This is a genomic window from Ensifer canadensis, assembly GCF_017488845.2.
Classification (GTDB): Bacteria; Pseudomonadota; Alphaproteobacteria; order Rhizobiales; family Rhizobiaceae; genus Ensifer; species Ensifer canadensis.
The window spans coordinates 1,475,243-1,494,954 of sequence record NZ_CP083370.1; the positions used below are offsets into that span (position 1 = coordinate 1,475,243).

The 19,712-nt window shown below is 61.5% G+C and carries 16 protein-coding genes and 2 pseudogenes; 7 read left to right on the plus strand and 11 right to left on the minus strand.

Features of this window, described 5'->3' with window-relative positions:
• Nucleotides 1-122 precede the first annotated feature (122 nt).
• Nucleotides 123-681: pseudogene (locus J3R84_RS07300) on the plus strand (IS30 family transposase); the annotation flags it as partial.
• 201 nt (nucleotides 682-882) lie between these two features.
• Nucleotides 883-1,305 carry a DUF4864 domain-containing protein gene (locus tag J3R84_RS07305; RefSeq protein ID WP_057208602.1) on the plus strand — a complete coding sequence of 141 codons (423 nt, stop codon included), beginning with the start codon at nucleotides 883-885 and terminating at the stop codon, nucleotides 1,303-1,305.
• 13 nt (nucleotides 1,306-1,318) lie between these two features.
• Here the strand turns inward: J3R84_RS07305 and tgt are convergent, their stop codons facing one another.
• From tgt to coaD, 5 genes are all read right to left on the minus strand, one after another.
• The gene (tgt, locus tag J3R84_RS07310; RefSeq protein WP_025427066.1) at nucleotides 1,319-2,449 is read right to left on the minus strand and encodes a tRNA guanosine(34) transglycosylase Tgt; all 1,131 of its coding nucleotides are present in this window, start codon (nucleotides 2,447-2,449) and stop codon (nucleotides 1,319-1,321) included.
• On the minus strand, nucleotides 2,450-3,532 hold the full coding sequence (gene queA / locus J3R84_RS07315) for a tRNA preQ1(34) S-adenosylmethionine ribosyltransferase-isomerase QueA (RefSeq protein WP_025427067.1): 1,083 nt from the start codon (nucleotides 3,530-3,532) through the stop codon (nucleotides 2,450-2,452). It abuts the gene before it with no gap.
• Nucleotides 3,533-3,610: 78 nt separating this feature from the next.
• On the minus strand, nucleotides 3,611-4,120 hold the full coding sequence (locus J3R84_RS07320; RefSeq protein WP_025427068.1) for a peptidylprolyl isomerase: 510 nt from the start codon (nucleotides 4,118-4,120) through the stop codon (nucleotides 3,611-3,613).
• Nucleotides 4,121-4,142: 22 nt separating this feature from the next.
• Nucleotides 4,143-4,715, minus strand: coding sequence for a peptidylprolyl isomerase (locus J3R84_RS07325; RefSeq protein WP_025427069.1), 573 nt, complete (start codon nucleotides 4,713-4,715; stop codon nucleotides 4,143-4,145).
• A gap of 35 nt (nucleotides 4,716-4,750) precedes the next feature.
• Nucleotides 4,751-5,245, minus strand: a complete 495-nt coding sequence (gene coaD / locus J3R84_RS07330) for a pantetheine-phosphate adenylyltransferase (protein ID WP_025427070.1) — start codon at nucleotides 5,243-5,245, stop codon at nucleotides 4,751-4,753.
• Nucleotides 5,246-5,607: 362 nt separating this feature from the next.
• Between coaD and J3R84_RS38460 the strand changes: the two genes are divergently transcribed.
• Complete coding sequence (locus J3R84_RS38460; RefSeq protein WP_255569870.1) at nucleotides 5,608-5,736, plus strand: hypothetical protein; 129 nt, start codon at nucleotides 5,608-5,610, stop codon at nucleotides 5,734-5,736.
• Nucleotides 5,737-5,858: 122 nt separating this feature from the next.
• Here the strand turns inward: J3R84_RS38460 and J3R84_RS07335 are convergent, their stop codons facing one another.
• The 3 genes and pseudogenes from J3R84_RS07335 to J3R84_RS07345 form a co-directional block, all read right to left on the minus strand.
• Entirely contained in the window at nucleotides 5,859-7,256 is a 1,398-nt protein-coding gene (locus tag J3R84_RS07335) for an MATE family efflux transporter (protein ID WP_025427072.1), read from the minus strand.
• Between the two features lie 149 nt (nucleotides 7,257-7,405).
• Nucleotides 7,406-8,698, minus strand: coding sequence for a TCR/Tet family MFS transporter (locus J3R84_RS07340; protein WP_025427073.1), 1,293 nt, complete (start codon nucleotides 8,696-8,698; stop codon nucleotides 7,406-7,408).
• A 167-nt stretch (nucleotides 8,699-8,865) separates the two neighbouring features.
• Nucleotides 8,866-9,775 (minus strand): annotated as a pseudogene (locus J3R84_RS07345) (LysR family transcriptional regulator).
• 115 nt (nucleotides 9,776-9,890) lie between these two features.
• Here J3R84_RS07345 and J3R84_RS07350 point away from each other — a divergent pair.
• Complete coding sequence (locus tag J3R84_RS07350; RefSeq protein ID WP_025427074.1) at nucleotides 9,891-10,886, plus strand: aldo/keto reductase; 996 nt, start codon at nucleotides 9,891-9,893, stop codon at nucleotides 10,884-10,886.
• A gap of 221 nt (nucleotides 10,887-11,107) precedes the next feature.
• On the opposite strand, the gene ypfJ is transcribed toward J3R84_RS07350, so the two are convergent.
• Together ypfJ and J3R84_RS07360 are read right to left on the minus strand one after the other, a co-directional pair.
• On the minus strand, nucleotides 11,108-12,055 hold the full coding sequence (ypfJ, locus tag J3R84_RS07355; protein WP_203528616.1) for a KPN_02809 family neutral zinc metallopeptidase: 948 nt from the start codon (nucleotides 12,053-12,055) through the stop codon (nucleotides 11,108-11,110).
• A gap of 102 nt (nucleotides 12,056-12,157) precedes the next feature.
• Complete coding sequence (locus J3R84_RS07360) at nucleotides 12,158-12,679, minus strand: DUF2306 domain-containing protein (RefSeq protein ID WP_057208611.1); 522 nt, start codon at nucleotides 12,677-12,679, stop codon at nucleotides 12,158-12,160.
• 90 nt (nucleotides 12,680-12,769) lie between these two features.
• Here J3R84_RS07360 and J3R84_RS07365 point away from each other — a divergent pair, with 90 nt between their 5' ends.
• From J3R84_RS07365 to J3R84_RS07375, 3 genes are all read left to right on the plus strand, one after another.
• Nucleotides 12,770-13,633 (plus strand): LytTR family DNA-binding domain-containing protein, encoded by an 864-nt coding sequence (locus J3R84_RS07365; RefSeq protein WP_203528614.1) that lies wholly within the window; start codon nucleotides 12,770-12,772, stop codon nucleotides 13,631-13,633.
• Between the two features lie 521 nt (nucleotides 13,634-14,154).
• The gene (carB, locus tag J3R84_RS07370) at nucleotides 14,155-17,646 is read left to right on the plus strand and encodes a carbamoyl-phosphate synthase large subunit (protein ID WP_025427078.1); all 3,492 of its coding nucleotides are present in this window, start codon (nucleotides 14,155-14,157) and stop codon (nucleotides 17,644-17,646) included.
• Between the two features lie 209 nt (nucleotides 17,647-17,855).
• Nucleotides 17,856-18,176, plus strand: coding sequence for a DUF6894 family protein (locus J3R84_RS07375; RefSeq protein ID WP_038576103.1), 321 nt, complete (start codon nucleotides 17,856-17,858; stop codon nucleotides 18,174-18,176).
• Here the strand turns inward: J3R84_RS07375 and J3R84_RS07380 are convergent, their stop codons facing one another.
• Nucleotides 18,177-19,667 (minus strand): MFS transporter, encoded by a 1,491-nt coding sequence (locus tag J3R84_RS07380; RefSeq protein WP_025427080.1) that lies wholly within the window; start codon nucleotides 19,665-19,667, stop codon nucleotides 18,177-18,179.
• Nucleotides 19,668-19,712: the final 45 nt, after the last annotated feature.

Here is a 19,712-nt window from a genome sequence, read left to right on the forward strand (position 1 = left end):
CTACTTTGCGCCAACGTGGACAGTTCAACTTGGCTGCCACATCTCGTGTAGCCGGGTACATTCTAATTCGAAGTGCGACTTGCGATAGATACCAATGGGTTGTCACGCGCAAGGAATGGCTCATGAGACGCACCTACTCCCAGATCGATATGGATGAACGCCGCAAGATTGCCCGCTGGCGATCGGCTGGCATCAGCGTTGACGTAATCGCTGAGAAACTGCACGGACATCGTTCGACGATTTTCCGCGAACTCAGGCGCAATACTTTTGTTGATCCGCAGATGCCAGACCTTAGCGGCTACTATTGCGTCACCGCCAACGACATGGCGCGTGAGCGCAGAGCCAAGCTACGCAAGCTTGCTCGTTTCTCGCATCTGCCGCCAATCGGTGATCGAGCGCATCATGCATGGCTGGTCGCCGCAGCAGAACGCCGGCCGCATGCGGCTGGAGCGCGATCCAGTTTCTGTCAGCCATGAGACGATCTACAAGTACGCCTATTCCGCGGATGGGCACGCGATCAAGCTCTGGCGGCATCTGCCGGAGCACCGCGCCAGACGTCGGCCGCGGCATGCCAGGCGTCGTCATGGCAGGCGGTTCAGCCCGGATGTCAACATTCTCTACCGTCCCGACACCGTCGCCGAGCGCAAACAGTTCGGCCATTGGGAATGCGATTGGGTGCGCTCAGGTGACAATTGCGAATATCACTAAGTTATGATGTTTGAAAGATTAATTTAGAAGTTCCGTTTAAGGCATTGAATATGAACGATATTGTATATATGTGCTTGGTGTGAAGAAGCGCACGGCGCTGTCCGCGCCATTTCCAGAACGTGCAAACGACCTATGCTTTCAGGAGCAGGCAGAAACGTCTGGTGGAGATCGGTGATGATCAGGACATTTGCCATTGCCTTCGGTATCGCAGCGCAACTCGCAGGCGCGGGCCTTTGTCGGGCGGAAGAACCGGTCGATACGGCACGCTCGATCATCCAGGATCAGATCGCGGCTTTCCTCAATGACGATGCGGACGCCGCCTACTCCTTCGCTTCGCCGGCGATACGCGGCAAGTTTCCCGACAAGACGGCCTTCTTCGACATGGTCAGGCGCGGCTACCAGCCGGTCTATCGGCCCGGAAATTTTGCCTTTGGCCGCTCCAAGGTGGTGGGCGATCAGGTCATTCAGGAGGTGCTGATCTCGGCTCCCGATGGTAAGGACTGGACGGCGGTCTACCAGCTGATGAAGCAGCCCGACGGCAGCTACAAGATCAACGGCGTCATGATGCTCCAGTCGGCCCCAGGTCCGGAGATCTGAGCAGGTCTGGTCCTCAGAGTGGCGCCAGATCCCCTCGCCGCCAGGTTTCCTGGGTTTCGGCCATGAAGTCGGCAAAGCGGCCCTCTTCGATTGCCAGGCGAATGCCCGCCATCAGTTCCTGGTAATAGGCAAGGTTGTTCCAACTGAGCAGCATGCCCCCGAGTGACTCATTCGAGCGGATCAGGTGGTGCAAATAGGCGCGCGAATAGTCGCGCGTCGCCGGGCACGAGGATTGTTCGTCTAGCGGCCGCAGGTCTTCGGCATGGCGCGCATTGCGCAGGTTGATGCGGCCATGGCGGGTGAAGGCCAAACCATGTCGTCCGGAGCGGGTCGGCATGACGCAGTCGAACATGTCGATGCCGTGTGCGACCGACCTTAGGATATCGTCGGGCGTGCCGACGCCCATGAGATAGCGCGGCTTTTCGGCAGGTAGCTCGGGGCATGTGATGTCGAGCATTCTGAGCATCACCTCCTGCGGCTCGCCGACCGCAAGTCCACCGACGGCGTAGCCCTTGAGATCCAGCCCCTTCAGGGCTTCCGCCGAGCGCACGCGCAGTGCCGGAATGTCGCCGCCCTGGACGATGCCGAACATCGCCTTGCCCGGTTGGTCACCAAACGCCACCTTGCAGCGTTCCGCCCAGCGCAATGACATTTCCATTGCCCGCTCGATCTCCTTGGGCTCGGCCGGCAAAGCCACGCACTCGTCCAGCTGCATCTGGATATCGCTGCCGAGCAAGCCTTGAATTTCGATCGACCGTTCCGGCGACATGTGGAACAGCGCGCCGTCGACATGGCTCTTGAAGGTGACGCCCTGCTCGTCGAGCTTGCGCAGCCCGGCAAGCGACATCACCTGGAAGCCGCCGCTGTCGGTGAGGATCGGACCCTGCCAGCGGATAAGGTTGTGCAGACCGCCGAGCCGCGCCACGCGTTCAGCACCAGGGCGCAGCATCAGATGGTAGGTGTTGCCGAGGATGATGTCGGCGCCGAGATCCTTGACCTGATCGAGATACATCGCCTTGACCGTGCCGACGGTTCCGACTGGCATGAAGGCAGGCGTACGGATGGTGCCGCGCGGCATGGAAACCTCACCGAGGCGCGCCTTGCCGTCGGTTGCGTGCAGCTTGAACTGGAAGGTTTCGGTCATCTAGTCTTTCCGAAAAAGCAGGCTGGAATCGCCATAGGAATAGAAGCGGTAGCCGCTCTCGATCGCGTAGGTATACGCCGCGCGCATCGTCTCGAGGCCACAGAAGGCCGAAACCAGCATGAACAGCGTCGATTTCGGCAAGTGAAAATTGGTCATCAGCATGTCGACGGCGCGGAAGCGGTAGCCGGGCGTGATGAAGATGCCGGTCGGGCCTGACCAGGGATGGATGATACCGTGTTCGTCCGCCGCACTTTCGATCAGCCGTAGCGACGTCGTACCGACGCAGACCATCCGGCCGCCCCTCGCCTTGACGGCATTGAGGCGTTCGGCGGTTGCGGCATCGACCTGGCCAATCTCCAGGTGCATCACGTGGTCGTCGGTATCATCGGCCTTGACCGGCAGGAATGTCCCGGCGCCGACATGCAGGGTGACGAAATGACGTTCGATGCCGAGTTCGTTCAGCCTGGAAAACAGCCGCTCGGTGAAATGCAGGCCAGCGGTAGGGGCGGCTACGGCGCCCTCCTCACGGGCGTAGACCGTTTGGTAGTCGACGCGGTCCTGAGCATCCTCTGCGCGTTTGGAGGCGATATATGGCGGCAATGGAATGTGCCCGACGGCCATGATCGCTTCGTCGAGCAGCGGTCCGGCGAGATCGAAGCGCAGCGTCACCTCACCGGCGTCGCCCTTTTCCTCGACAGTTGCGTCGAGTGTGCCGAGCATGCAGCTGTTGCCGCCGTGGCCAAAGGCAATGCGGTCGCCGACCTTGAGGCGGCGTGCCGGCCGGGCAAACGCCTTCCAGCGATCCGGCGCGACCCGCATATGCAGGGTCAGCGAGACGGGCGTGGTAATCTCTTCGCCGCGTCGACGAATGCCTTCGAGCTGCGCCGGAATGACCTTGGTGTCGTTGAACACCAGTGCGTCGCCGGGACGCAGGAAGGACGGCAGGTCGAGCACGCCGTGATCCGTCAGGAGTTCCGGCGCCTGCGGGTCGACGACGAGCATGCGGGCGCTGTCGCGCGGATTTACGGGCCGCAACGCAATCGAGGTTTCCGGAAGGTCGAAGTCGAACAGGTCTACGCGCATGGATCGTTTCTGAAAAAAAAGCAAACCCGCCCCAGGGCCTTTCGGCGCGACCGGGGCGGGTTTGTGCATTAGCGCAAATCAGGCGTCGGCGGCAACCCGCATGGACACGATGGTGTCGGGATCACGCACCGGTTCGCCGCGCTTGATCTTGTCGATGTTGTCCATGCCTTCGATGACCTGGCCCCAGACCGAGTACTGCTTGTTCAGCCACGGAGCATCGGTGAAGCAGATGAAGAACTGCGAATTGGCCGAGTTCGGCATCTGGCTGCGCGCCATCGAGCACGTGCCACGAATGTGGCTGACGTTCGAGAATTCAGCGTTCAGGTCCGGCTTGGATGAGCCGCCCATGCCGGCACGCGACGGGTTGAAGTGCTCGCCGCCGGTCTTGCCGTACTGGACGTCGCCGGTCTGTGCCATGAAGTCCTCGATCACGCGGTGAAACACCACGCCGTCATAGGCGCCTTCGCGTGCCAGTTCCTTGATTCGGGCGACATGACCCGGAGCCACGTTCGGCATAAGCTCGATGACGACCTTGCCCTTGGTGGTCTCCATGATGATCGTGTTTTCCGGATCTTTGATCTCGGCCATGGGTTTTCTCCTTCTGTTGACTTTACTTGCCGACCTTGACGCTGATCATGCGGTCGGGATCGGCGACGGAGCCGTTGTTGGCGTCGTCACCGAGTTTGATCTTATCGACGTTCTCCATGCCGGAGACGACCTTGCCGACGACCGTGTACTGGCCGTTGAGGAAGTCGCCCGGGGCAAACATGATGAAGAACTGCGAATTGGCGCTGTTGGGATCCTGCGAACGGGCCATGCCGACCGTGCCGCGCTCGAACGGTACGTCGGAAAATTCGGCCGGCAGGTCCGGCTTGGACGAACCGCCCGTGCCCGCAGCCTGGGGCTGGAAGCCGTTTTCCATGTCGCCGTACTGGACGTCGCCTGTCTGGGCCATGAAGCCCTTGATGACGCGGTGGAAGGCGACGTTGTCGTATTCGCCGGCTGTTGCAAGCGCCTTGATCTGCTCGACGTGCTTCGGCGCGATATCAGGGCGAAGCTCGACGACAACAGGGCCATCCTTCAGCGTGATTGTGAGGAAGTTGTCGGCCGACTGCGCAAGCGCCGTTCCCGTCCAGGACGCAAGCGTGACCGCACCGGCGAAAGCGAGGTGGAGGATTTTCATGGTTTCTCCCTGAGTGGTGAATGGAGTGTGGCGGCTCAGGCCTTGCGTTTGGCCTGCAGCGCCGCGTGAACAGCCTTGGGCACGAAGGCACTGACGTCGCCGCCCATGGCCGCGATCTGGCGGACCAATGTGGCTGTAATGGGCCGCGATGCCGTGCCAGCCGGCAAAAACAAGGTCTGGACATCCGGCGCCATCTGCCGGTTCATGCCAGCCATCTGCATCTCGTAATCGAGGTCAGTGCCATCGCGCAAGCCGCGCACAAGCAGCTTTGCGCCGCTTTGCCGCGCAGCGTCGACCACGAGATTGTCGAAGGAGACGACGTCGATGTCGGCGGCACGCTCGGGCAGAAACTCGAGCAGCGACTGGCGAATGAGGTCCGAGCGCTCGTCGAACGAGAAAAGCGGCGCCTTGCCCGGATGGATGCCAATTGCCACGATGACTTTGCGCGCCACGTTCAGCGCCTGAACAAGTACGTCGAGATGCCCGTTCGTCATCGGATCGAAGGAGCCGGGGTAGAATGCCGTCGTCATCGCACCTGTTTCCGTTTGGTGAAGCCTTTTGTCATGGACGGCGACAGATCGCAAGAGTTGTGCAGGAGCGCGGGCCTGTTCCCTGGGAAACAGTGGCACCAAAGAAATGAATGCTAGATGAATGCCATGTTCAAGAGTGTTTCACGTTGCAATCGGTAATGTGAAGCAAGAAAGAACGGAACCTTTTTGAAGATACTGCCGTTTAGGAACCTGAAAGGATGACGGCTATGGGACTTGCTCTGTTTTCGATGACGATGTTTTTCGCAATGATATTTGCGACGATACATGCACTCCGCGACGAGTCCCGTGAGCAACGTGACCGTTCAAGCAACCGTAAGATCTTCGGCTAAAGGTATCATGTCATGGCGACAGTCTTCATGACCGCCGCGGCGGTAATCAGTTTCGTCTTTCTCGTCGATTTTGCCCGCACGATACGCGACCTCCAGCGCGATCGACTGGGCTCCAATGAGACCGGCGGGTTCAACGTTTAGAGACCTTGAGAAACTTCCTCCAGGAGTTTCGGAATAAGCGACCGACATTCTCCCCTGATGTGGTCGCCTTTTGTAAGCCGGACGGCATCCCCTGCCCGTCCGGCTTTTTCTTTGGTCGATGCTTAAGCCGCCGTCACCTTGTGGTCGCGGATCATCCGGAAGAACCGCCAGTTCAGGAACAATGCTGCAGCGGCAAGTCCCAGCACGAAGCCGAACCACACGCCGATGCCGCCGAACTTGAGCGGGAACGCGAAGGCCCAGGCGCAAAGGAACCCGATCGGCCAATAGGAGATCATCGCCAGGATCATCGGCACCTTTGTGTCCTTGAGCCCGCGAAGCATGCCGGCGGCGATTGCCTGCAATCCGTCCACCAGCTGGAACGCGCCGGCGATCACGATGAGCGGAGCGGCAAAGGCGAGCACTTGCGCGGCATCCGGCCGGTTGGTGTCAAGATAAAGGGCGGCGAGCTGGCTCGGGAAGAGAGCGAAGATGGCGCTGCCAATGATCGCAAAGATGGCTCCGAGCACCAGTGCCGAGATCGCGGCACGCCGGACGCCGAGCATGTCGCCACGGCCGTAGGCAAGGCCGACGCGCACGGTTGCCGCCTGCGCAATTCCGAGCGGGATCATGAAGGCGAGCGAGGCGAACTGCAGCGCGATGCCGTGTGCGGCAAGCTCGATCGTGCCGATGGTTCCCATCAGCAACGAGGCGACGGTGAACAGGCTGACTTCGGCAAGAATGGTCAGCGAGATCGGTATGCCGAGATAGACGACTTCCCTGAAGGCGGGCCAATCCGGGCGCCAGAAACGCACGAACAGCTCATACTGGTTCAGTTCCGGTTTGCTCTTGATATAGGCGATGGTCAGCACCGTGCCGAGCACGGCCACGCCAAGGGCGGCGACGGCCGCGCCGAAGATGCCCAGCTGCGGAAAGCCGTAGTGGCCGTAGATCAGCACGTAGCAAAGCGCTGCATTGAGAACCAGCGTTGCCAGTGTGACATAGAGAATGATCCCCGCCCGCTCCAGACCGCTCAGGAACGCCCGCAGCACCATGAAGATGAGGCCGGGAAAGATCGCCCATTGCGCAATGTGCAGATACTCGGCCGCGAGTGCCGCGACCTCCGGCTGCTGGCCGGCAAGTAGCAGGATCGGTTCCGCCAGCCAGAGCACCGGCGCCGTCAGCACGCCATAGCACAGCACCACCCAGAGACCCATGCGCACGGAGCGACGCACGGAGACCTTGTCGCCCCTGCCCTGGGCTTGCGCGGCCATCGGTACGACCGCGTTGGCGAAGCCGCTGCCGAAGATGTAGATGGTAAAGTACATCTGCGTCGCCAGGATGATTGCCGCAAGCTGCGTTGCGCCAAGCTTGCCCACCATCAAGACGTCGGTTGTGTTGATCGCAAGCTGCGCCAGCTGTGCGCCGATGAAGGGCACCCCGAGATAGAGGCTTGCACGATAATGAGTGCGCCATGAATTGTCGGTTTGCACCGGGGTCGGGCTCGCAGTGGCGGTCAGCATGACGGATTCCTGGATGTCGACGCGGCCGAAATGCGGCAGGTCAGAACGAAGGCAAGGATGACCGAAATAGATCACGGCCGGCAAAAGAACCAGTAACAAAGCTCCGACTGCTCAATTTTTCATCCAAAGATCACGAATATTGATCAATTTCAGTGCATGGCACTGCGATCGGAGTAGCGCGGTTCGGCCATGGACACTGCGGGCTCGATATGTTCAGCCGCGACCGCGAGCCGTTTTGGTGCCTTGAGCCAGAACACCGCGAGCGCACCGACGACGAAGCAACTGGCGAGTGCATAGGGGGCGCCTGAGAAGGAGACCGTGGTCGTCGGGCTCGTGAAGTAGCCGAAGATCTGGGTGAAGATCAGCGGGCCGATGATCGTCGTGATGCTGCCGATACTGGTGAGCGCCCCTTGCAACTCTCCCTGCGCCGACGGCGGCACATGGCCGGCGGCGATGCTGCGCAGCGGCGGATCGGCGAGGCTTTCGAGCGCGGTGGCGATAATCACGGCATAGATCATCCAGCCCTGCCAGGCAGCAGCGTAGCCCGCGGCACCGAGTGCCGTGAAAATCAGGCCGAGGACGGCCGTCCGCCACTCGCCAAGCCGCGGCACGACGCGCGGCAGTACGAACGCCATCACCATGGCACCGCCGATGCCGAAGATGCCGAGCGACAGGCCGATTTCCCCCTCGCTCCAGCCGTACCGGTAAGACGATACGAACGACCAGACGGACGGATAAACCGAATGCGCCATCCAGAACAGGAAGAACACCAGCCCGACCCAGCCGATGCCGGGATAGTTGCGCATCTGCCTGAGCGCGCCGAGTGGATTGGCGCGCCGCCATTCGAAGCGGCGACGATGCGCCTTGTCCAATGTCTCCGGCAGCAGAAAAACGCCGAGCAGGAAGTTGATGAAGGAAAGTGCCGCGGCACCATAGAACGGCACACGCGGACCCAGTTCGCCAAGCAGCCCGCCAATGACCGGCCCCAGTGCAAAGCCGGATCCGAACGCGATTCCGATCAGGCCGAAATTCTTCGCCCGGTTTCCGTCATGGCTGATGTCGGCGATATAGGCCGAAGCGGTGCCGAAGCTGGCGCCGCTGATGCCGGCGAGCACACGGCCGACGAAGAGCATCCAGTAGCTGGTCGCGAGAGCGCAGATCAGATTGTCGATGGCGAAGGTGAGCACGGAGGCAAGCAGGATCGGCCGGCGTCCGAAACGGTCGCTGAGGTTGCCGATGAGGGGCGCGAACAGGAACTGCATCGCGGCATAGACGAGCAGCAGCCAGCCGCCGTCGATCGCCGCGTCGCTGACATTGGCGCCGGTCAGCTCCTCCAGATAGGTGGGCAGCACCGGCACGATGATGGCGATGCCGATGATGTCGAGAAGCAGGATGAGAAAGACGAGGAACAGGCCGCGCCGCACGAACTTTTCGTCGAGCATGAAACTCTCCCTGCGCCATCCGTCGCCAGCGCGGAGACAGAACGTGAACGACGTTACCAATTTAGGTGTAACGCATGATTTTAGTCGAAACAATACGTGAACATCTCAAAGTTTTTTATGAGAACAATCGCGTTTGTTGATCCATTGCTCCCCAAAATGGCCGCCATTCAGCGCACCCCTGACCATTGCTCGGCCTTGAGAAAGTCGACGAAGGCTCGAAGCGGCGCCGGCATGTGGCGGCGGCTGGCATAGTAGAGAAACGGCCCTGGAAAGGGCGTCACCCATTCGTCGAGGATCGTCACGACGGCGCCGGATTTGAGATGCGGCGCCAGGAACTCCTCGAACGTCCGGATGACGCCGAGACCTTCGACTACAGCGGCAATTTCAAGATCGACCGAGTTCGCGATGACGACAGTCGGAGGGGCGATCGAGATTGCTGCGTCTCCGTCACCGAACTCCCAGGCTAGGCTGACGCCGCTTGCGAAGCGATGCCGGATGCAGGCATGCTCCAGAAGATCGTGCGGGTGTTGCGGCAAGGCCGTGTCGCGCGAGATAGTCCGGCGACGCGGCAGTGATGTAGCGTTGCTGCCGCGGTCCGATCGGAATGGCGATCATGTCGCGCTCGACCCGCTCTTCGTAGCGGATGCCGGCGTCGAAGCCGGCGGCAAGGACGTCGATGAAGCCGTCGTCTGCCGTCACCTCCAGCGAAATGGCAGGATTTACCTTCAGAAAGCGCCCAATGATCGAGGGCAGGATCACGCGCGCGACGACCGTGGGCACGTTCAGTTTCAGGGTTCCTGCGGGACTGTCGCGCAATTCGCTCACCTGGTCGAGCGCGCCGGCAATCTCCCCGAGTGCCGGCTGCAGGCGCTCGAGTAGCCGCATGCCGGCTTCCGTCGGTGTTACACTGCGGGTCGTGCGGTTGAGGAGCCGCACATCGAGTTTGGCTTCGAGCCGCCGCAGCGCTTCGCTCAGCGACGAAGCGGAAACGCCCCGCTTCTCGGCGGCAGCGCGAAAGCTGCGCTCGCGCGCAACGGCGGTGAAGGCATCGAGGTCGGCGAGAGGAAGATCGTTCATTGTGCGAAATGCCGTACGGCTTGTTCTGACTGTACGGGATTATCGCACGATAGGACCGGGCGTAACAATGGGGACGAAGAAGGGCGCAAAGGCGCGCCGCCGAAGGAGAACGAGAATGGATCAGGTTTCGCTCGGAAAAGTCGGCCCTATGGTTTCCAACATCGGCCTTGGCTGCATGGGCATGTCGGGCATGTATGGCCCGTCGGATCGTACGGAAAGCATCGCCACGTTCCATGCGGCGCTCGATGCGGGAATTACGCTCATCGATACCGGCGACTTCTATGGCATGGGCCACAACGAGATGCTGATTGGCGAAGCGCTCAAGGGCCAGGACCGCGATCGGGTCGTTCTCAGCGTGAAGTTCGGTGCCTTGAGAGACGCTGGTGGCAGTTGGGTGGGCTATGATTGCCGACCGAAGGCGGTGCGCAACTTTCTCGCCTATACCCTGCAGCGGTTGGGCGTCGACCATATCGACATCTACCGCCCTGCCCGTCTCGACCCGGACGTGCCGATCGAAGAAACAGTGGGCGCAATCGCTGATCTGGTGCAGGCAGGTTATGTCAGGCATATCGGGCTTTCGGAAGTCGGATCCGAGACCATCCGAAGGGCAGCGGCCGTCCATCCCATCGCGGATCTGCAGATCGAATATTCGCTGATCTCGCGCGGCATCGAGGACGATATCCTGCCCACGTGCCGTGCGCTCGGTATCGGCATTACCGCCTATGGCGTGCTGTCGCGCGGCCTGATCAGCGGCCATTGGCAGAAGGATGCGGTCGCACGTGGCGACTTCCGCGCGGCCAGCCCACGTTTTCAGGCGGGCAATGTCGACACAAATCTGGCCCTTGTCGACGCGCTGAAGCGCGTGGCGGATGCGAAGGGCGCCACCGTGGCACAGATTGCGATCGCCTGGGTCGCAGCCCAAGGCAAGGATATCGTGCCGCTCATCGGTGCACGTCGTCGCGACCGGCTGGCCGAAGCGCTGGCATCGCAAGCGGTACATCTGACACCGGAAGATCTGGCCGCGATCGAGCGGGCGGTGCCGAGGGATGCGGCCGCAGGCGCGCGCTATCCCGAGGCGCAGCTCGCCCATATGGACAGCGAGCGCCATTAGAGCATTTCCAGGAAAAGTGCGAAGCGGTTTTCCGTCAGGAAATGCGTGAAAACATGCAGCAATTCAAAGTGCTACAGCGATCTTTGCGCGTCGAATAAGACGCGCAGCGCTGTAGAGTGTTCTCTGCAACTTTGTCTAACCCAGAGCGCTCTAATCCCGGGTAACGAAAGGGGCCGACAGTTCTCGCCGGCCCCTTTGCTTTTTCCCTGGACGGTCTGGAATCAGACCTGGCCGGAGAAGGTGTCGCAGGCCGCCATCTTGCCGCTGTCGAAGCCGCGCTTGAACCAGCGCATGCGCTGCTCCGATGTGCCGTGGTTGAAGCTTTCCGGGACGACGTAGCCCTGCATGCGTTTCTGCAGCGTGTCGTCGCCGATCTGGGTGGCGGCGTTCAGCGCCTCTTCCAGATCGCCCTGCTCCAACAGGCCCTTCTGCTGGGTATACTTGCCCCAGACGCCGGCGAAGCAATCAGCCTGCAGTTCGACGCGAACCGACATCTGGTTGGCTTCGGCTTCACCCATCGACTGGCGCATCTGGTTGAACTTCGGCAGCACGCCGATCAGGTTCTGAACATGGTGGCCAACTTCATGCGCAACGACATAGGCCTGCGCGAAGTCGCCAGATGCGCCGAACTTCTGCTCAAGCTCGTCGAAGAAACCCATGTCGAGATAGACCTTGCGGTCACCAGGGCAGTAGAACGGGCCGGACGCTGCCGAGGCAAAGCCGCAGGCGGAGCGCACGGAGCCGCTGAACAGCACCATCTTCGGCTCTTGATATTGTTCGCCGCTCGCCTGGAAGATGCCGTTCCAGGTGTCTTCGGTTTCGGCCAGCACCGTCGACATGAAGGCTTTCATCTCTTCTTCCTGCGCCGATCCGCGGGGTACCGGCGAGCCATCGCTCTGCTCGAAGCCCGGCTGCGCGACCGGACCGCCGCCGCCGTTCAGCACCTGCAGCATGTCGATGCCCAAGGCCTTCAGGAAGAAATAGAGCACGACCAGAAAGATGATGGTGCCGAAGCTCATGCCGCCGCCGGCGCCACGCATGCCTCCGCCACCGCCGGGCATGCGGAAGCCACCACCGCGGCCGAATGGATTACCGCCCAGACCGCCGCCGGGGCTCGCCCCGCGCTGGTCCTCAACGTTTCCGGATTGGCGGCGGCCTTTCCATTCCATGATCTGTCCTCCCGGCATGGATCGATACGCAATATCGGTCAGACCTTTTATATGCCGGGCCGAATGCCGTTGTAAAACGCAATCAGGCCCGTAAGGTTGCGATCAAGCTAATCTTTTCGAGGACTTGCGGCGACCGAAGAGACGACCCTGTCGGATCGACAGGACGGCTGCGGAAATGAGCAGCGCAGCCAGCAGAGCCGCCATCACCGCTGACTGCCAGATCGAAAGCTCGGAGAACAGGCTCGCATGCAGCAGCCTTCCGGGCAGCAGTGTGAAGAGGCCGGCAACGACAATGCCGCCGAGATACATGCCAGCCACATGCCCGCGATGCGCGGGGATGTCGTGCCGCCGGGCGGCCGCAATCGTCTGCCAGCTGCCGAAGAGCACATAGATCGACAACAGGTGAATGGGGCTGAAACCGCCGACCAGCTTGATTTCATGGATGAAGAACGTGGAGAATGCGGTCACGACCATGAGTGCGAGCCAGATTTTGCCGAGCAGCCTATGCAGGCGTGTGCCCTTCGGACGGGCAAGCAGGAAAGCACCAAGGATGGCAGCCGGGATGACGGTCGCGACGTGCAGCTGCACTGCGAACGATGCATGGAGAAGAGGTGAAAATGTCATGAAAAATTTCTATGCTGTTGATTTTCCCCGAACTTGCGGCAGGCTCCGGGCTGCGCTCAAACGCTTTGACTGGAACGGACGGAAAACTTCGTGAAACGCCCATTTCTGCAATCCACGCTTCGTGAGCTGCATCTTGTCGTCAAGGCGCCACGCCTCTGGGCAACCTTTGCTGCAGTCGTGCTGATCTTTTGGGTCACGGGGCCCTATGGCACTGCCGAACGCCTGGCTGTCGTGCCGCGGCTCGGGTTCTGGCTCGTGCTGCACGCCGTCACCTGGGCGATCGCAATCGTTTCGGCCGTGCTTGCCAATGGCCTGCTGCGCGAAAAGGTTGCCTCCGGTTTCGTTCGCATGATGATCGGTGCAGCCGTTGCCAGCATACCGATCGGCCTCGTGACCACCGCGATCGGCTCGGCGACCTTTTCGGCCATTCCAACAGTCGCTGACGTCATGACGGACATCGCGACCGGCCTGTTCCTGTCGCTCTTGTTCTGCACCTTGACCTGGATGACGATGAACACTGAATTCGCCTTGGAGCTGAATGACGCCGGCACCACCGCAATCGCGTCCGACGAGGCCGGGCAACAGACGTCCCGCAACCCGGCTCTTCTCAAGGAGACGGGCCGGGTACCGCTGCTTCTGCGCCTGAAACCCGCCAATCGCGGCCTGCCGCTGCACGTGACGGTTAGCGATCACTACACGGAAGTGACGACCACTCTCGGCCGTGAACTCGTCCTGTTGCGCTTCGCCGATGCGCTCGGTGAACTCGGCCCGGTGGCGGGCCTGCAGGTCCATCGTTCCCATTGGGTGGCGGACGCGCATGGTGCACGCCTCGTCCGTGATAACGGTCGCATGACGATCCTGCTTTGCGATGGAACCGAAGTGCCGGTGAGCCGCACCTATGCTGCGGCCGTGCGGCAGCGCTGGGGTTATCGCCTTCCTCGATCGCGTCCTTGACCGTCCCGCTTTGACAATCCTATTGGCACCAGGGAAATTGTGGAGGGAGGCATGGTCATGAAGGCGTTGCGGCTCGAGGCGATTGACGACCTGTTCCTGGGTGAAGTGAACTTCCTGCGTAAGGTGGACGCCTGCTCCCGGCCCTGGTGACCTGCTGGTGCGCGTCGAGGCGTGTGGCACCGACAGGCACCTCTTGCACGGAGGATCGCGCGGCACGTTTCGCTCGATGAAGCCGCCAGCGTGATTGCCCATCCGCCTGCTGCCGGCGAGGTCGAGGTTCTGGTGGTACCGGGCGTGATTTGACGGCCCGCATGCGGCTTTGGGACCGCCGTCCGACACGTTGCAAAAGCCCATGCCGAAATATGTCGGCTTTCCTGTCGATTCCGGAATTTTCGGGGTTTCGCTTGCAGATACATTTGCCTATAAGCCGCTTCTAGCCTGAAAAGACCATCAATGCGTGCCCGGCCGGTGACCTCCCACTTTGGCCGGTTTTTCGCGCAGCTAGAAACGGATGACCGACCATGCCGAAGCGCCAAGATATCAAATCGATCCTCATCATCGGCGCGGGGCCGATCGTCATCGGTCAGGCATGCGAATTCGACTATTCCGGCACCCAGGCCTGCAAGGCGCTGAAGGAGGAAGGCTACCGCGTCATCCTCGTCAACTCCAACCCGGCAACGATCATGACCGACCCGGGTCTGGCGGACGCAACATACGTCGAGCCGATCACCCCGGAAGTCGTTGCCAAGATCATTGCCAAGGAGCGCCCAGACGCACTGCTGCCGACCATGGGCGGCCAGACCGCGCTCAACACCGCGCTGTCGCTGCGCCGCATGGGCGTTCTCGACCGCTACAATGTCGAGATGATCGGCGCCAAGCCGGACGCGATCGACAAGGCAGAAGACCGCGCGCTCTTCCGCGAGGCGATGGCCAAGATCGGCCTGGAGACGCCGAAGTCGCGCCTGGCGAACGCCACCGACATCAAGGACCACGACCGCAAGGTGCATGAGGCCGAACGCGCCGAACTGAAGGGCCGCCTTTCCGGGCCGGAACTCGACACGGCGCTCGACGAACTGGAAAACCAGTGGAACCTCGGCGAAGGCGATCGCAAGCAGCGCTACATGAACCATGCGATGGCCATCGCCGCGCAGGCGCTCGACGATGTCGGCCTGCCGGCGATCATCCGCCCGTCGTTCACACTCGGCGGCACCGGCGGCGGCATCGCCTATAACCGCACCGAATTCTTCGACATCGTCGGCAGCGGCCTCGACGCATCGCCGACCACCGAAGTGCTGATCGAAGAATCGGTTCTCGGCTGGAAGGAATACGAGATGGAAGTCGTCCGCGACACGGCGGACAACTGCATCATCATCTGCTCGATCGAAAACATCGACCCGATGGGCGTGCACACCGGCGATTCGATCACCGTTGCTCCGGCGCTGACGCTGACGGACAAGGAATACCAGATCATGCGCAACGCCTCGATCGCGGTGCTGCGCGAGATCGGCGTCGAGACCGGGGGCTCGAATGTGCAGTTCGCCGTCAACCCCAAGGATGGTCGTCTCGTCGTCATCGAGATGAACCCGCGCGTTTCGCGCTCCTCGGCTCTCGCTTCCAAGGCAACCGGCTTCCCGATCGCCAAGATCGCGGCCAAGCTCGCCATCGGCTACACGCTCGACGAACTCGAGAACGACATCACCGGCGGCGCGACGCCGGCATCCTTCGAGCCGTCGATCGACTACGTCGTCACCAAGATCCCGCGCTTTGCCTTCGAGAAATTCCCAGGCGCCTCGCCGGTCCTGACCACTGCGATGAAGTCGGTCGGTGAAGTCATGGCGATCGGCCGTACCTTTGCCGAATCGCTGCAGAAAGCGCTGCGTGGCCTTGAGACCGGGCTCACCGGTCTCGATGAAATCGAAATCCCTGACATGGACGAGAACGGCGATGGCCGTAACGCTATCCGTGCCGCGATCGGTACGCCGACGCCGGACCGTCTGCGCATGGTTGCCCAGGCGCTGCGTCTCGGCATGAGCGAGGCCGAAGTTCACGAGGCAAGCAAGATCGACCCGTGGTTCATCGCCCAGTTCAAGGCGATCGTCGACATGGAAGCGCGCGTCCGCGAGCACGGCCTGCCTCAGGATGCTGAGAACCTGCGCATGCTGAAGGCCATGGGCTTCTCCGATGCCCGGCTGGCAACGCTCGGCGGCAAGCGCCCGAAGGAAGTGGCAGAACTTCGAAACGCGCTCAACGTCCGCCCGGTCTATAAGCGCATCGACACCTGCGCCGCCGAATTCGCCTCGCCGACCGCCTACATGTACTCGACCTACGAGACGCCTTTCGTTGGTGCGGCCCGCTCTGAGGCTGATGTCTCCGACCGCAAGAAGGTCGTCATCCTCGGCGGTGGTCCGAACCGGATCGGCCAGGGCATCGAGTTCGACTATTGCTGCTGCCATGCCGCCTTCGCTTTGAAGGACGCTGGCTATGAAGCGATCATGATCAACTGCAACCCCGAGACCGTTTCGACCGACTACGACACGTCGGACCGGCTCTACTTCGAGTCGCTGACCGCTGAAGACGTGATCGAGATCATGCGCGCCGAGCAGGAAAAGGGCGAACTGGTCGGCGTCATCGTGCAGTTCGGCGGCCAGACGCCGCTGAAGCTGGCGGAAGCACTGGAAAAGAACGGCATCCCGATCCTCGGCACCGCACCCGACATGATCGACCTTGCCGAAGACCGCGACCGCTTCCAGAAGCTGCTGATGAAGCTCGATCTCAACCAGCCGAACAACGGCATCGCCTATTCGGTCGAACAGGCACGCCTCGTTGCCGCCGAAATCGGCTTCCCGCTGGTCGTGCGTCCGTCCTACGTTCTCGGTGGCCGGGCCATGCAGATCATCCATTCGGAAAGCATGCTGCAGACATATCTGCTCGATACAGTTCCGGGCCTCGTTCCGGAAGACATCAAGCAGCGTTACCCGAACGACAAGACCGGCCAGATCAACACGCTTCTCGGCAAGAACCCGCTGCTGTTCGACAGCTACCTGAGCAACGCCACGGAAGTCGACGTCGACTGCCTCTGTGACGGCAAGGATGTGTTCGTCTCGGGTATCATGGAGCACATCGAGGAGGCCGGCATTCACTCCGGCGACAGTGCCTGCTCGCTGCCGGTTCACACGCTCGACAACGCGATGGTCGACGAGCTGGAACGCCAGACGACGGCGCTGGCCAAAGCACTCAATGTCGGTGGTCTGATGAACGTCCAGTTCGCAATCAAGGACGGCACGATCTACGTGCTCGAAGTCAACCCGCGCGCCTCGCGCACCGTGCCCTTCGTCGCCAAGACCATCGGTGCGCCGATCGCCAAGATCGCTGCCCGCGTGATGGCCGGTGAAGCGCTGGATGTGGCGATCGCCGCCTACGGCGAAAAGCCCGACCCGCGCAACCTGAAGCACATCGCCGTCAAGGAAGCCGTGTTCCCGTTCGCCCGCTTCCCCGGTGTCGACACGCTGCTCGGCCCGGAAATGCGCTCGACTGGCGAAGTCATCGGCCTTGATACCGACTACGCGCTTGCTTTTGCCAAGTCGCAGCTCGGTGCCGGCGTCGATCTGCCGCGCGACGGAACGGTGTTCGTATCCGTCCGCGACGAAGACAAAACCCGCGTCCTACCGGCGATCCGCATTCTCGTCGACATCGGCTTCAAGGTGATGGCGACCGGCGGCACCGCCCGCTTCCTCGGTGAAAACGGCATTGCCGCCGTCAAGGTCAACAAGGTCCAGGAAGGTCGTCCGCATGTCGAGGACGCGATCCGCAACCGGCAGGTCCAGCTTGTCATCAACACGACGGATGGCAACAAAGCGATCTCGGATTCCAAGTCGCTTCGCCGCGCGACATTGATGCAGAAGGTGCCCTACTACACCACCATGGCAGGTGCAGAGGCGGCAGCGCGCGCGATCAAGGCGCTCAAGGCCGGCAACCTCGAGGTTCGCCCGCTCCAGAGCTACTTCAAGGCCTGATCGAACGACGGCTGCGCGCATCTTTGGGTGCGCGCAGTTGGGCCGCTGACGAGCGGCGGCTCGATGCTCAGCCGAAATCGCTCTACGAGTGCGCAATCTCCCCCTCATTGTTGTGAACGCCACCTGAACGCCGGGTTCAGCCTAGGTTCGGTCGCCGGGTGCTTACATGCCCACATGCGCTCCCAAGTCGGAAAGATCCGGCACTGCGCATGGGATGGGGCAACATCGTGCAGGTCTATTTCTTCGATTTGTATTGGGGCGACGAGCGCTTTGTCGACGAGGACGGCATCAGCCACTTCGACGAAGGTTCCGCCCTGTATTACGGCCAGCGAATTGCCGACAAGATTGGCCGCGATGCCGACTATGGATCGCTGAGGGTCCATGTGCGCTCGGGCAGCGGCGAGATTCTGGCGACGATTGCGCCGTCAGACGGTCGTGGCCGTGAACAGGACGCTTTGATCGGTCGAGGCAGCCTTGGCGTATTCCGCCGCCCCACCGAAACCGCCGCCGCCCTGCCCACGGCCTGGTGATCAATCGACCGTCACGGGCCGCTGTGCCCGAGCCTCGCTGCGTGTTGGCCTTCGGCTGCGCGCAAGCCGGACAGTCCTGATGCCGAAGAACAACGACGCAACCGAGATCACGCAACTCAAGGCAAACACCGCTAACAGCGCGTCGCGCATGACGGCCAACCGTGCGCCTTCATCGAAGCCGCGTATGTTGGCGGTCAGCCCGAAGACGGCTGCGCCGACTGCGTAACCTGCGGATTGCAGCGTCGGCAGCAGTGCCGAAGTCTTGTCTCGCTCAGGGGGCGGCGACACATCCATCAGCAATTGGCTGAGCGTGCCCCAGCAGACGCCGAAGCCGGCACCAATGGCAATTTGACCTGCGAAAACCAACCGAAACTCCGCTGTCGCGATCGCGACCGTCAGGCCGATGAGCCCGAGGCAAAGCAGCAGTGGCCCGACCCAGATCAATCGTACACGCAGATCATGCGAGCGCAGGCTCGCCACCAGAATGGCGGTCAAGCTCCACGACATCGCCATCAGCGCGCTCGAGAATCCGGCGGCCGTCGGGCCGAAATTCCAGAGGTGTTGCAAGCCGTAGACGAGATAGACGGAGCCGGAAGCCTGCGCCAACGGCATCAGCAGAATGATCCAGAGGCCGGTGCCGAGCGGGCGCCCGATCGAAAATGCGCCAAGCGGGAGAATTGAGTGCCTGGAGCGACGGTCGAGATGCACAGTGTTGACGAGAACGGCGATCGCTACGACCACGAGCGCCGCCATGGCAAATCCGTTCTGGAGCATATTCGAAACCGAGATCAGCAGTATGCCCAGGCCAAATGCGATCAGGCGAAAAAGCGGAATGGGTTGCACGATCTGCGCCGAAGCCGACCGTCTGGGTACGATGGCAAGGACCAGCGCAATAAAGATGGCGGCGGCGGGAATGTTGACGAAGAAGGCCGCACGCCATGACCAGTGTTCGGTGAGAAATCCTGAAATGAGCGGACCGGCAAAGGCAGCACTTGCCCAGACGATGGCCTCTGCACCGAAGACCTTCGGCACGAGCCGAGGCGGGAAAAGCTCCGGGATCAGTGCATAGCAAATAGCGGCAATGATGCCCTCGCCCAGCCCTTGAAACAGCCTTCCGACCAGGACCTGCGGCATGCTCGTCGCCAACGTCGCAATCACTGTGCCGGTGACGAAGACAAGCGCTGCTGCGATCAACGCATTGCGGGCGCCGAAGCGCGCCTTGAGATTGGCAGCCAATGCCCCGCCGATGATTGCAAAGACGAGATAGAGGGTGAAGGCCCAGGAGAGCAGTGCCGCACCGCCAAATTCCTCGACTGCCGTCGGGAGCGCGGTCGAGATGAAGAACTCGTTGAAGGCAAAGAGCGCGACACCGAGGCAAAGCGTCACGGTCGCCGCCAGATGGTTGGGTTGCAACAACTCGGCCCAACGCCCTTCCGCTTCTGAATGGCCCTCGGCTTTCCCTGCGTCGCGGTCGTCTTTTGTCGTGCTCATCCTGTCATTTCCGTGTGTTCGTCGTTTCGGAAACAGAACTGTTAC